General features: G+C 36.9%; 10 protein-coding genes. 8 read left to right on the forward strand and 2 right to left on the reverse strand.

All coding sequences use genetic code 11. The annotated features are described in order from the left end of the window. Positions 1–4 precede the first annotated feature (4 nt). The 6 genes from ACOVO2_RS01400 (at position 5) to ACOVO2_RS01425 (ending at position 7,971) form a co-directional block, all read left to right on the forward strand. Positions 5–982 (forward strand): AAA family ATPase, encoded by a 978-nt coding sequence (locus ACOVO2_RS01400; protein ID WP_421768276.1) that lies wholly within the window; start codon positions 5–7, stop codon positions 980–982. Positions 983–1,249: 267 nt separating this feature from the next. Next, a complete protein-coding gene (tnpA, locus tag ACOVO2_RS01405) occupies positions 1,250–1,717 on the forward strand; it encodes an IS200/IS605 family transposase (RefSeq protein ID WP_421768250.1) in 468 nt (155 codons plus the stop codon). A gap of 130 nt (positions 1,718–1,847) precedes the next feature. Then, a complete protein-coding gene (locus tag ACOVO2_RS01410; RefSeq protein ID WP_421768251.1) occupies positions 1,848–2,711 on the forward strand; it encodes a DUF58 domain-containing protein in 864 nt (287 codons plus the stop codon). Between the two features lie 11 nt (positions 2,712–2,722). Then, on the forward strand, positions 2,723–3,913 hold the full coding sequence (locus tag ACOVO2_RS01415; RefSeq protein ID WP_421768252.1) for a BatA domain-containing protein: 1,191 nt from the start codon (positions 2,723–2,725) through the stop codon (positions 3,911–3,913). Continuing rightward, positions 3,910–6,117, forward strand: coding sequence for a hypothetical protein (locus tag ACOVO2_RS01420; protein ID WP_421768253.1), 2,208 nt, complete (start codon positions 3,910–3,912; stop codon positions 6,115–6,117). Before ACOVO2_RS01415 ends, ACOVO2_RS01420 begins: the two co-directional genes overlap by 4 nt. Positions 6,118–6,333: 216 nt before the next feature. Beyond that, on the forward strand, positions 6,334–7,971 hold the full coding sequence (locus ACOVO2_RS01425) for a hypothetical protein (RefSeq protein WP_421768254.1): 1,638 nt from the start codon (positions 6,334–6,336) through the stop codon (positions 7,969–7,971). 6 nt (positions 7,972–7,977) lie between these two features. Here the strand turns inward: ACOVO2_RS01425 and ACOVO2_RS01430 are convergent, their stop codons facing one another. Both ACOVO2_RS01430 and ACOVO2_RS01435 read right to left on the reverse strand, forming a co-directional pair. After that, on the reverse strand, positions 7,978–9,675 hold the full coding sequence (locus ACOVO2_RS01430) for a sensor histidine kinase (RefSeq protein ID WP_421768255.1): 1,698 nt from the start codon (positions 9,673–9,675) through the stop codon (positions 7,978–7,980). A gap of 185 nt (positions 9,676–9,860) precedes the next feature. Further along, positions 9,861–10,571, reverse strand: coding sequence for a LytR/AlgR family response regulator transcription factor (locus tag ACOVO2_RS01435; RefSeq protein ID WP_421768256.1), 711 nt, complete (start codon positions 10,569–10,571; stop codon positions 9,861–9,863). Positions 10,572–10,812: 241 nt separating this feature from the next. Between ACOVO2_RS01435 and ACOVO2_RS01440 the strand changes: the two genes are divergently transcribed. Further along, positions 10,813–11,148 carry a LytR/AlgR family response regulator transcription factor gene (locus ACOVO2_RS01440; RefSeq protein ID WP_421768257.1) on the forward strand — a complete coding sequence of 112 codons (336 nt, stop codon included), beginning with the start codon at positions 10,813–10,815 and terminating at the stop codon, positions 11,146–11,148. 117 nt (positions 11,149–11,265) lie between these two features. Beyond that, the coding region (locus ACOVO2_RS01445; RefSeq protein WP_421768258.1) for a hypothetical protein at positions 11,266–14,267 on the forward strand (3,002 nt) is incomplete at its 3' end.

The raw sequence follows: 14,267 nt of genomic DNA on the forward strand, positions 1-14,267 counted from the left end.
AAAATTGGAAACCAAAGAACTTCATCATTACAAAACATTAGTAGCCAAATTACCACTACTAAAAAAAGAAATTGCCAAAGTTATTGTCGGTCAACAAACGGCCATTGACGAAATTTTGATTTCACTTTTGGCAGGCGGACATTGTTTGCTCGAAGGCGTACCAGGACTTGCGAAAACCTTGATGGTAAGCACTTTATCAAAAGCTCTTGACATGAAATTCAAGCGAATTCAGTTTACGCCTGACCTCATGCCAGGTGATATTGTTGGTACTGAAATTTTGGAAGAAGACCACGAAACTGGCAAAAAATTCTTCAAATTTAATCGAGGACCAATCTTTGCCAATATTGTTTTGGCCGATGAAATCAACCGTACGCCTCCAAAAACGCAAGCGGCTTTGCTCGAAGCCATGCAAGAATATAAGGTAACGTATGCAGGAACAAACTACGATTTACCGAAACCATTTTTGATTATTGCTACTCAAAACCCAATCGAACAGGCAGGAACGTATCCACTTCCAGAAGCTCAACTCGACCGATTCTTGTTGTATATTAAACTTGGGTATCCTTCCGAAAACGAAGAATTGGATGTTTTGAAAAGCACTACTGGCACAAACAAACCAGTTTTGCAAACCATCATGACTGATAACGACATCATTGATTTGCAAAAACTTACTCGTCAAGTACATATCAGCGAAGAATTAATTGTAAAAATCAATCATATCGTGAGAGCAACTCGCCCAGCAACCACAAATTCGACTTATGTAAAAGAATGGTGCGAATGGGGTGCAGGCCCACGAGCGGGTCAGGCATTGGTACTTTGTGCAAAAGCAAGAGCGGTACTAAACGAACGGTTTTCGGTGCTACCTGAAGATATTGAAGCACTCGCCTATCCGATTTTAAGGCACAGAATTGCATTAAATTTCAGAGCCGAAGCCGAAGGAATTTCAACCGACGATGTAATTAAGGATTTGTTGAAGAAATAAAATTAGGTAATAAAAACCAATAAATGCCTTGTAGAAGCAGTATGTCGGAAAAGTAGAAAATCAGACATTCAAAATTATAAGCCCCAGAGGGGCAAAATATCGGTAGAAATAAAAGCCTCTAAAATTTCAAATCCCGTAGGGATGATATATTAAAATTGAGGTGATATATTAATATTTCGCTCCGATAAAGCTTAAGTAAGTTTTCTAACAATCTTTGAAGTTATACCGTACTAAAATCATTTCAAGCCAAACCCAAATATTGAATATATGGCAAATACCTATACTCAAATCCATCTACATTTAATTTTTGCAGTGAAGTACCGAACTGGGATTATTCAAAGCACATGGAAAGATGAGTTGTATAAATACATAACAGGTATTATTCAAAGTAATAATCATAAGTTGCTTATAATCAATGGTATGCCTGACCATATTCATATTTTAGTTGGTATTAGACCTAATCAGTCAGTTTCTGAATTATTGCAAGATATAAAAGGAAGTTCCTCAAAATGGATAAATGAAAAAGGCTTTGTAAAAGGCAAGTTTGAATGGCAAGAAGGATTTGGAGCTTTTTCATACGGAAAATCCCAGATAAAAGATGTCATTAAATACATCGAAAAACAAAAAGAACATCATAAAAGGAGAACTTTCAGGGAGGAATATTTGGCTTTTTTAGATGCTTTTGAAGTAGAATATGATGAAAAATATATTTTCAAAGAGTTAATTGACCAATGAATATATCGTTCCTACGGAACTTTTGGTTTTTGGAACTACCATTCTATTCTACCGATATTTAATCCCTAATGGGATTTGATATTTTAAAATAATTTCTCAATCATTATTTTTATTCCCTCCATATGGGCTGATGCTTACAACCGAACTAATCAAACTCAATAACCTACAACTGGCGGGGAAACTGGTGAGTGAACAACTGATGTTGGGCATTCATCATAGTAAACGCTATGGCTACGGCATTGAATTTGAGCAATACCGACACTACGAACCTGGCGATGACCCCAAGCGAATCGACTGGAAATTATATGCCCGCACCGATAAACATTTGGTAAGAGAATCTTCGACCGAAAGTAATTTTCACCTCAAGTTTATGATTGATTTATCGGGGTCGATGAATTATGTTGAAAATAATGTGAGCCGAATACAGTATTGCAAGATTTTATTGGCATCGCTGGCATATCTGGGGTATAGACAAGGAGATTTAATGAGTTTATATGGTCTTCAAAATGGTGAATTACAGACCTTAGTAAGTTCAGGTAAACAATCGTTTCAGAGAATTTTATACACGCTCGAAAAGGCTGAGGCCAATGGAAAATGGCAAAATCAAGACCCGAAATTTCCTGCATTGAGTTCTGCCAAACAAAAAGAGGTACTGATTTTGGCATCAGATTTACTGCAAGTAGATGATGAATGGATTCGCTTGATTTCGAGTTTAGCAAACCCGCACCGAGAGATTCTGATTTTTCAGATTTTGGGTAAACATGAGCAAGAATTTAACCTCAAAGGTTTTTATCGCTTCAAAGATTTAGAAACTGGGCAGGAGATTGAGCTGGAGGCAGAAGCCATAAAAGATGAGGTAAGAAAAAACGCTGAAACTTACCTTAAAAACATTGAAACTGCTCTGCAAAAGCCGTTTGTGCATTTGTTCAGAGCAAATTTAGAAACACCAATAGTGAGTGTAATTTTGGAATCAATTAAAAAGAGAAATTTCTAAAGATGGAGTTTTTGAATCCATACATATTGTGGGGAAGTTTAGCAATTTCTATTCCGATAGTTATTCACTTTTGGCATCAAAAAAAAGGTAAAGTGATTGCTTGGGCGGCCACTCAGTGGTTGAGCGAGAAAAACCTTCAACAGTCGAGAGGAATTCGACTGGATAATATTTTATTGCTCATTATCAGGTGTTTACTATTGTTGCTTTTGGGTTTTATTTTATCGAAACCTTTAATAAAATGGGCAAAATCTTCTACCGAAACAGCAAAGATTCATCTAATTCAACCCAATCAATTAGTTTTAGAGAATTATAAATTCGAGATTGAGGAAGCACTCAGAAAAGGAGAAAAATGCTATTGGTTAGCATCAAAACCTGTTCAGTTTGATGACATGAATGATATTCCATCGCAAGCATTAAAAAGTATTGCCGCAACGAGTATGCAAATTGCACTCAATGAAATCAGCAATGAAATAAACAACCAAACACTCGAATTATACTTTGTAAATCAGCAATCGATGGCAAAATTACCTGCCATATTTGTTCCGACAGATTTCAAGATTCATTCGGTAATTGATTCATCCAAACAGACAAAGTTTTTATCTTTTTCAGAAAATAAAAAAAGCTACGTTGATGAAGCCAATCTCTTAAAAACATCAAAAAATGCAGCTCAACCAACAGGAGAAAGTGTAAATAGTGGAGCTTTAAAAGTCGGCATTTTCAATACTGATGCCATTGAAAAAAAGCAAATTTCAGCCGCATTAATGGCTCTAAAAGAAATTTACGAATGGGAGTTTGAGATTGACAATGAAGCAAAAAATGATAAAAAATACGATATAGTTTTCTCAGATAAATCAATACCGACTTCGGATAATAGTTTATATTTCTTGACAGGAACAAAGTTTTGGAAAAAGATTACCCCTCAAAATACCCAAAACGCAATTTATCTCGAAGAATTATTGAAACCCCAAAACAACGAATGGGTTTTTAATGGGCAATTACCCGAATTCTTAGGCAATAAAATTATTGACTTTTATGACTTACAAGCCTATAAGCCATTGACTGATAATGAGTTAATTAATATTTTTCAAATTCAGAAATACCCACAAAAATCATCGAATGAATGGTTTTCAAAAAGCCTTTTATTGATTTTTATTTTATTAGTAGGCCTTGAGCGATGGCTCGCAATTACGAAAAACGCATGAATCAACTCCGACAAATCATAGCAAAAGTTAATTTGCAACTTTATGCCGTTGCTGCTCTGATATGTTTATTGGTGGCGGGGTCGGCTTATTTCTTGGTGCTTTTAGTCAGTCATTCTACACTTTGGGCTTTGGTAGCTATGGTGCTTGCCTTTGTAGGTATGGCTTTTCAACAAAAGCTTTTTCAAAGTAAAAAAACAGAAGCTATCAAGCTCATTCACCAAAAGTTGTGTGATACCGAATACAGTCTCGACCTGCTGAATGTTGAGCAACCCAATTTGGCCGAACAACTGCAACTCGAACGCCTTTTTTCAAAAAATACTTATCAAACACCACTGGTTTACGACCAAAAACTGTTGTTATTTTTAGGACTTTTCGTCAGTTGTGTAGCTTTCTATATTTTCTCCTCATCATTAAAATTTGGGCAGAATCAAGCAAAAATAAGTAGTTTATTACAAAATTCGCCTACAACTCCAATCATAAAACCCGAATTTGAATCGGCAACCTTAACTATCACCCCTCCTACTTACACAGGTTTGTCAAGCAATGAGTCGGATAATATGAATATTTCGGCCATTAGCGGTTCGTTTCTAAAATGGCAACTAAAATTTAGTCATTCAAACGATTTGACCGTAAAACTTAGCAATAATCGAGGAGATGAAGTTAGTTTCAAAAAATTGGGAGAAAGTTTTGAATATTCCGACCAACTGATTAGCTCTGGGTTATATGCTTTCAAAGCCTATTGGCACGATTCACTCATTTATCAATCTGATTTTTATCGACTCGAAGCAATTCCTGATTTAGCTCCAAAAATCGAACCGAGTTCTAAAGAATTATATCAATTACATTTTTTGAAAGACCCGAAAAACATACAGGTTTCGGCCAAAATCTCCGATGACTTTTTGGTAAATCAAGCCTTTATTGTGGCTACTTTGGCTCGTGGCTCGGGCGAAAATGTGAAGTTTAGAGAAGTGAAATTTCCGATTTCACAAGCCAATTTCAAATCGACCATTGTGAGCAAAAACATTGATTTAAAGGCTCTTAACTTTACTCCGGGCGATGAACTTTACTATTATTGGGCAGCCATTGATAATAAACGACCAACACCAAATTTCACGAAATCGGATACTTATTTTATTGTTTATAAAGACACTTCACAAACCGAAGAGGCTGATTTGGCAACTATGGCCATGAATATCATGCCCGAATATTTTAGAAGTCAACGCCAAATAATTATTGATACCGAAAAACTGATTGCTCAACGAAAAAAACTTTCAAAGGAAGCATTTAATAGCACCTCCAATGAAATTGGTTTCGACCAAAAAGCCCTCCGCCTCCGCTACGGACAATATTTAGGCGAAGAAAATGAAGGAGCGATTGGTGGAGTAAATGCCTTGCCAAGTGATGTAAAAACCGATGGTGATATGCTAAAAGGTTTCAGACACGACCACGATGAGGGTGAAGGCGACCACGAAGATGGTGAAAAACATGACGAACACGAACACTCACACGGGGCGGAAAATACTAATGAAAATGACCCTGTTGCGAGTCTTTTGGCCGATTATGTGCATTCGCACGATGATGGAGAAGCCAATACATTTTATGAGCAATCAACGAGAAGTTTATTAAAAAGTGCTTTGGAACAAATGTGGCAATCGGAATTACATTTGCGAATGTATGAACCCGAGAAAGCGATTCCGTATGAGAAAAAAGCATTGGAATTATTGAAGTCTGCTCAGCAAAAAGCTCGAACCTTTGTCAAGAAAACCAGTTTCGACCCGCCCCCAATCAAAGAAAAAGAAAAACGTATGACGGGCGAATTGACCAAGTTTAATACGGCTTTCAAGTATCAAAAAACATACAGTCAACAACAAATTGAGGCATTGATGGCCGAGGTTTTGGGTATTATTTCGAGCAAAGATGCCGAAAAAGCACTAAATAATGCCCAAAAATTAAAGTTGATGGAGCTTAGTTCGGCCATTAGTAATAAAGTAGTGAATAGTAGTTTATCCAATTGGAGTATTTTAGGTTCATTACAGCAGCTTATCAATGGCAAAGATTTATCAGAAGATGATAAACTGACACTAAAAACTAAATTATTTGGGCTAATTAATAAAACTTTACCGAGTAACAAAAATCCCAATACTCAATCTTACAAAGGCGAAAAACGCTTAGAAAAAGCCTATTGGAAGCATGTGCAGCTATAAAATAGCTACTCTGTGAAAATTTAATTAGAGTTTCTTAACACAAAGAACATTAAGGATTCACAAAGGACACAAAATATATTTTTAGTGAGCTTTGTGGTTACTTTGAGTTCTTTGTGGTTTATTTTAGCTACGAAACTTAATGATTAAGAAAAGAAATTATTTCCCATTTCTAAGATTATTTTACGAGCAAAATAGAATTTCGCTCTATTATTATAAATGAACTTGATTCAACACATACAAAATTTCACGATTTACGATTGGCTTTTGGCAATTGGTTTGATTGCTTTGTTAGGTATTCAATTTTTTACTTTACGCAAACAAAAATCAAGTAAGCGATTCAAGATAAAAATTGCACTAAACTTAGTTTTGTGGTTAATAGTTTGCCTATTTGTTATCAATCCGAAATGGGAAAAATCGACTGATAGTAATCGGGTTTTGGTATATGGTAATGATGTGCCATTGAGCGTTGTCAATCAACTGAAAGATAGCCTTAAAATTAAAGAAAGTTTTTCTCAGAAATCTTTTGATAAAAGCCTGATAGAAAACCCAAACTTTGCGAATCAAGTCGGAAAAGTATTTATTGTAGGGCAAGACGCAAAGCCTGAAATATTGAGTAAAGTTGCTGGTCATGCAATTGAGTGGATTCCGAGTTTCAAAGAAAATGAATTACAAGAATTACATTGGTCGGCGGTTTTGCGAAAAGGTGATATGCAAGAAGTATCGGGGAAGATAAACCTTACTGAAAGTAATATTTTGTATCTAAAATGGGGAAAACAGACTATTGATAGCTTAAAACTGAGCAAAGGTTTTAATAATTTTAGCCTAAAGGTTCCAGTTTTTACCCTTGGAGCAAGTTCTTTTGATTTATTTCTCGATGAAGACAAATTACGAAGTATTGAGTTTTTTGCTCAAAAAAACCAAGCGTTTCGAGTGTTGATGATACTCACAAACCCTGATTTTGAAAGCAAAACACTGGCCGATTGGCTGGGCAGAAATGGCAATCAAGTAAAAATCATCAGTACAGTAGCCAAGAACACGCAAAGTGCAGTGTCAATCAACCAAATTGATTCTAATTTTACACCTGACCTTATCATTACTGATCCCTCAAATGCGACAAATAGCCTTGTAAAAAAAGCCTATTCAGAAGGAAAAGGTATATTTTTTATTAATCTTTCGCAGGCTGATGTAGCCGCCAAAAGTATTAATCAAGCACTTGGCACAAATTGGACTTTTAAAAGAATTAGCATCCAAGAAAACATTCCTATTTCTGCTGACTTAACGGCCTTGCCGTATTCGATTCAAGCCCATGACTTTCAGAAAAGTATTGGAGATTTTCCGATTGCTATTCAGAAAAAAAATGGAACTGTTGGCGTCAGTTTATTGAATGAAACTTTTCCACTGATGTTGAGTGGCGATAGCCTCAGCTACATGAAAATTTGGCAAGGTGCATTGCATCTACTTCGCCCATCCAACGCAACTAATGTTTTGCTTTCAGCACCAGTTTTCAAAGATTCTCCTACTGAAATCACCATTAATAGTGAGGAATCTTTAGTAAAAATTAAAGTAGAAAAAGATACAGTTAACGTTCAAAAATCAGCAATAAATCCATTTTCAAGTCAAGTTAATTATACTTTCCGAGCAACTGGTTGGCAAAAGTTGGGTGATTCAGTCGAGGTTTTTGTTGAAAATTCAGAGACTCAGCTTGCTAAATCTCATCTCTTACAACCTTATTTAAACACCAGTCCAACAAAATCTGGTGAAACTCAGAAACTTTCAGTTGAGATTCCCGAATGGTTATGGCTTTTGATGCTTGTTTTGGCTTTAGGTGCTTTGTGGGTTGAGCCGAAAGTATAGGTATTTTTAGAAAGTTAAAGTAAATTTTGTCCCCTTCCCTTCCTGACTTTCAACGCTGATGTTTCCACCATTGGCTTCTACAAATTCTTTGGTTAGAATTAGACCTAAACCTGTGCCTTTTTCGGCATTTGTTCCCATTTTTGAGTTTGTTTGTTCAAGTTTGAATAGTTGCTTGAGCGTCTCGTCTGACATTCCAACGCCATTATCTGCCACCGAAATTTTTACTTTTCCATTTTCTTTAGCGTAGCTTAAATCTATTTCTCCACCAGTATTTGAAAATTTGATGGCATTCTGCACCAGATTTCTGAAAATAAAAGCCAAATGATTTTTATCAGCTTTGAGAGCTAAACTTTCATCAATTTGGTTTTTGATTTGAATACCTTTATTTTTTGCCGAAAGAGTCAATAATTCTAATTCTTCATTGATAATTCTTTGAACCTTACAAGTTTCAAATTTTGGCTTGATACCGCCCATTTGTGAAATTGACCAATTGAGCACGTTTTCGAGCATTGACCGAACGTTTCCGAGCTGAAAACTAAAATTATCGGTAGATTCAGCAAATTCTTCTTGGTTCAATGCTCCCCACTGAATGAGATTCATGTAGGTTTGTAAATTGGCAATCGGCGACTGTAAATCGTGCGAGAGAATGGCAAAAAGTCGGTCTTTGGTAGCATTGAGTCTTGCAAGTTCAGCTTTTTGTTTTTGCTCTCTTCGATAAAAAAAGAAGACAACTGCCCCAAAAAAGATGATAAGAGCCGCAACTGCAAAACTTATATTACGGTATAATTTTTCTTTTTCTATTTCTTTTTCTTTCAAGAGCAGATTCTGTTCTCCTTCAGCTCGTATGACTTTTCTACCTGACTCTAAACTAAATAAATTTCTAAGCACACTCACATAGGTTGTTGAATATTGTTTGTAATATTCCAAGCTTTTTTGATATTCGCCCAATTTTTCGTAAGATTTAGAGATTATTTCATAAATTACAATCCTTGATGACTCAGTTTTGCTATCACTATCAGATGCTTCAAATATTTGATTGGCAAAAAATATAGCTAATTTATACTGCTCAACCTCATAACAAACTGTGGCGAAGGAATCGTAGCTTTGAGATTTTGTAAGGGTTTTAACACCACTCAAAAGATTAATGATTTTTTGCTTATAAATATCAGCCTCTAGTTTTTTACTTTTAATTTTCCTCAACACGCCATAATGATACCCGTATGCCAAGATCTTAAATTCAGCTGGAGTGAAGTTTTTATCGACTTGATTAACTGCTTGCTGGCTAATCTTCAAAGCTTCTATTACTCTGTTATCTTCCAATAAAAAATGGACTGTCCATCGAAAAGGAGGATAATAAAAATTAGGAGACTTTAAACTATATTCGATCGACTTAAAAAAATATTTATACATTTCAGCCCTAAAGTTTTGGTGTTCATTTATAGCGGCTAAACCGTAGCATATTATAGCGATAGAGTCATTGTCCTTTTCTTCTTCTGCATACCTTAGTGCCTGAGTGTAGAGCTTGAAGGCTTTCGGTTCATCATATTTTACATACAGCTCAAAATATGCCATTTCAATCAGAAATTTTATAGCACTTTTTTCATCTCCTAAATCTTCTGCAATTTTCGTTGCCTTGCCATATAAATCAATTATTGAAGTAGGTCGAATATAATACTCGCTATGACGTATAGGAGCATTAAACATAATTTTTATTTTGTTTGACTTATTTTTTTCAGCATCAAAAAGCCATATTAAACTATCTATTTGGCTTTTTGTGTTGATTTGAGATACTTTAGGTACAGCATAAATGGAATGAAAAGAACAAATGAAGAAGAAAAGTACAACGAAAAATCGGCACATAATTATTTAATTTAAGCTTGTGGTTTTGCTTAATTATTTCTACTAATAAGATTACTCTCTATATGCTTACGATTGAGTTGATTGCGGTATTGGTCACCAATTGGAATAGTTTTGCCCGAATGTAAGATAATATCATTTTTAGCAATCTTGGCAATGGCTTCACGATTGACCAAGTACGAGCGATGCACTCGCATAAACACATCACCTTTTAGCCCCTGTTCCATTTTACTAATTGTCAGTATTGGCATATAGGTTTGGGTGGGGGTAATTATTTTCAAAAAATTATCTTCCGACTCCATGTATTCAATTTCGCTGTAAGCAAGCTGTACGTACGTATTGTTTTCACGGATAAAAAGGTAGGGCTTAACGGTCAAAGTTTCGGTCGGGCTAACGAAGCGTTGCTTGGCTTTTTCGATACTTAGAAAAAAACGTGGTACATCGAGGGGTTTTAGCATAAAATCAACAGGTGAAACATCGTAGCAGTCGAGAGCAAAATCTCGGTGAGAAGTAACAAAAATCACCAAAGGAGGATTTTTAATATTCTTGATAAAATCAATGCCTGACATTTCGGGCATTTCTATATCACACACAATGAGGTCAATCTCCTTTTCAATCATTATTGCATAAGCTTCCATTGCAGAGCTACACATACCCACCAAATTTAAACTCGGATTCATCTGAACAAATTTACTGATCGATTTCTGCCACAACTTATCATCATCAATGATGAGGGTATTCATCTTTACCATTTCTAAAATCTAAAATTGAAAAACTTTCACTTACAATATTAGACTGTTTGCTTACAAATAAAACGTTTGACCAACATGGGTAATTTGGGCTTTGATATGGCGAAAGGTGCCATATACTTTTGTAAAGTTTAACAGGTTCTAAGTATCTACAAAAATACATGCAAAAGTTTAGAATCTGACGAAACTTGGCTAATAAATACCTATAAAACAAAAACAATCTAGTATTTCCGACATGTCATTACTAAAACTTACCAGAAAGCAAGAGATTGATTTGTATGAAATTTTGTATCTGGAAAGCGATATAAACTATACCAAAATCTTTACGCTGGAAGCAGTATACTCAATCACATCGGCCAAAACTTTGGGAACTATACAACAGCAACTCGACCGTGAATTATTCTTCCGAATCAACCGAGGGCAGGTCATTAACCTCAATCATGTTTCAAACTACACGAAAAAAGGCTCATTGGTCATTGCCGAAATGATAAACGGCCACCAATTTGTTTTTTCCCGCCGACGCTCCAAAGATTTTGAAAAACGACAAGGAGAATTTTACAATTTGAAATAGTTGACAATAGCCAGTCATAAAAGTCTGGCATTCACACATTATAATACAGTCTTCTGTAAAAAAGAGAGTTTAATCATCGAATACACGAAAGAATTTAAACATAAAATCAAACAGCGTATGTTAAATTTATCCTTGACCCCGTTCAATCGGGTTTTAGTTTTCATGCAAGTGTGGCTCTTGTGTTGTATTGGTATCGCCCAAGCACAAACACTACCCAACTGCCCAATCACCAGTTCTGATAATATAAAACCAGTCTGGGAATCAGGCAACTTGCCTAAAGGTAACCGATTCTATCACAAAGATGGTACGTTTAATAATACCTTCTATAAAGATGAAGTTATTTACAGCTACGCTGTGACTGACAATGGGACATGTAAATCTCCAAACACTGCTAATTTTCGCACACCAGATATGCCTGCATCTTTTGTCCAAACTTGTACACCAGTTAACATCACTAATTATTGGTCTGGAGCGAGTCCTACAGGCACAAATTGCGACCAGGCTATGTCAAGCAAAACTTGTCAAAGAATTGGTCCTACTACATACGTATATTCACGAGCTCAACGTTTTCAGGCAACTACAACTGGAGAATTTACTATACCTTTTGCAAACAGTGGTACGACTACCGTAAACCTAACGATACTCGAACGCTATGCCATTTATACTGATTGTGGTAATCTTGCGGGTACATACAACGAAACAGGCACCCAAAACGGTAAGAAAAAATTTGTTGATTCGGATGGTAACGAACTTTACTACGATGATACGAATGCTCGCTGGGTGATTAGCGGCTCAACGGGGGTAGCTTACGGAGTATCATCTACTGCTAATACACCACCCCTAACTGGCTGGCAAATTGTCGAAAATGGATGTATTGGTAATAACCTTAGGATAACCGAAGGAGAATACATTAAAAAAATTGACTTTGAAGTAACCGTAGTCATCAATAATAATTGTCTTCCTCAATTCAATGGAACATATAAATCAGTACGTTATGTCAATGAAAGACCTGTTCTGATAGGGCCTAACAATTACGAATTAAGTTATAGAGCTAGTGGCAATTGGCAAATTGGTTTTGGTATGCCCTATTTATATAACAACAGTTCTTCATTAGATGTGCCATCAGCATGCTGGGGAGCATTTATTAGTACGAACTCTATTTGCACAATAGATCAAAACAGTAGTTTTGCTGTCACCAAAAGTGTACGTCCGGCTGTACCACTCATTATGTGTGTAAAGGATTTGTGCGGAAATTATGGAGGAATTTACACCCAGACTGGCCTTTTCAACGAAAGACCTGACTTCTTGGACGAAGACCAAAACAGGCTATTTTATTGGGGTTCTGGCGACCCAGCCCATCCCGAAGGCTGGTACATTGCCAATGCCGATAATAAATATGTTTTTTACAATAGCTCCAATGCCGAAAAAGTACCAACCACGGGCTGGCAAGCCTTCACGGGCGATGGTATCAATTGCACCAACAACATTGGGGTGTTTGAAAACGAATGTCCACCATGCCCTAATGTTGAAAGTATTGCATATAGTAATACATCTTTCTGTAAGAGTACAACCGAAGCCCCTGTAACGATTACTGGTTCAACTGGCGGAGCGTTTACATCAACTCAGGGTTTAAGCATTGATGCCAATAGCGGTACAATCAACCCAAGCACAAGCACGGCTGGGTCTTACACAATAACTTATATTGTAGGAGGTACGAATGGTTGTGCCACTACAACTGCAACTACCGCTGTAACCATTAGTGAATTAAAAACACCTTCGGTAACTATTGCTGCTGATCCAAGTGGTAACATCACGGCTGGCACGAGCGTAACATTTACGGCTACACCTACCAATGGTGGTACAACGCCAAGCTACGTTTGGAAAAAGAACGATACCGTTATTCCGAATGAAACGGGAGCTACTCTAACGACTACTACATTGGCTAATGGTGATAAAATTAAGGTAGAAATGACAAGCAATGATGCTTGTGCTTCGCCTGCAACGGCTACTAGTAACGAAATTACGATGGCGGTCAGTTCATGTAGTTTCACACCAAGCAATATTACAATAACTTATATAGGGGGAGGAATCTTAGGGTTCTCTGGACCACCACAAGCACCAGCCGTTTATACTCCAAATGGCACACTTAATAATGCACCCAAATGGTCTAATCGATTTGGTTATGTGATTCGCTGGTCAGGTTCTCCAAACAACCGATGGGAGATTGTCAATGAAGCAGATGTAAACTTCATAATTGCGTATAATGCAAGTGGAAATATCAATAATATTCCGTGTGCCAGCACTAACTGGATTGTAGATGAAGAATATGGGGGAGGAATTACACTCGGCGGAGGTTGCGGCAGTTTAGCTCCGCAGTCGCTTACGCCATCAGTCGTTCTCTCTGTCAACCCGAGTAGTAGCATAACAACTGGCACAAGCGTAACTTTTACGGCTACGCCAACTCATGGTGGTACAACACCTACTTACGTTTGGAAAAAAAATGATTTAACTATTCCAAATGAAACGGGGCCTACCTACACAAGTTCAACCCTTGTGAATGGTGATAAAATAAAAGTCATTATGACTAGTAATAATATTTGTGCATCACCTAAGACAGCTACGAGTAATGAAATTACGATGAGTGTAAGTGCTGCTTGTAATGTAGCCTCGCCTACTGTTAATACACCAACAACGAAAGTAGTTTGTTCGCCAAGTACTTTAGCATTGACAGCCACGGGCTGTACGGGAATGGTAGTTTGGTCAAATGGTTCGAGTGGCACGAGTATAACCCTTGAAAATGTCGGAACCTATTCATTATCAGCAACTTGTACAGTGGGCAATTGTACTTCCGATGCAAGTGCGGTTATCAATGGACTTGAAATAAAAGCCAAACCAAGCCCCCCAACAATTAATGCTCCGACTCAAAAAGTTGTGTGTTCGCCAAATAACCTGAATTTAACTGCCAATTGTGCATTAGGAACGGTGGTGTGGTCCACGGGAGCTACGGGGACAAGTTTAACGCTTTCAAATGTCGGAACATACTCAATATCAGCCACCTGCACGACTATTCCTGCAAGTACTCCAACCGCTCCGAATGCTGTCACTCCAACCATAACTGG

The sequence above is a fragment of the Emticicia sp. genome (assembly GCF_049241225.1).
Lineage (GTDB): Bacteria > Bacteroidota > Bacteroidia > Cytophagales > Spirosomataceae > Emticicia.

What these genes read in the sequence shown, in the direction of transcription:
- ACOVO2_RS01430 (WP_421768255.1), bottom strand. Translation starts at nt 9,675, where the DNA reads ATGTTTAATGCTCCTATACGTCATAGCGAGTATTATATTCGACCTACT.
- ACOVO2_RS01435 (WP_421768256.1), bottom strand. Translation starts at nt 10,571, where the DNA reads ATGAATACCCTCATCATTGATGATGATAAGTTGTGGCAGAAATCGATC.
- tnpA (WP_421768250.1), top strand. Translation starts at nt 1,250, where the DNA reads ATGGCAAATACCTATACTCAAATCCATCTACATTTAATTTTTGCAGTG.
- ACOVO2_RS01420 (WP_421768253.1), top strand. Translation starts at nt 3,910, where the DNA reads ATGAATCAACTCCGACAAATCATAGCAAAAGTTAATTTGCAACTTTAT.
- ACOVO2_RS01410 (WP_421768251.1), top strand. Translation starts at nt 1,848, where the DNA reads ATGCTTACAACCGAACTAATCAAACTCAATAACCTACAACTGGCGGGG.
- ACOVO2_RS01425 (WP_421768254.1), top strand. Translation starts at nt 6,334, where the DNA reads ATGAACTTGATTCAACACATACAAAATTTCACGATTTACGATTGGCTT.
- ACOVO2_RS01440 (WP_421768257.1), top strand. Translation starts at nt 10,813, where the DNA reads ATGTCATTACTAAAACTTACCAGAAAGCAAGAGATTGATTTGTATGAA.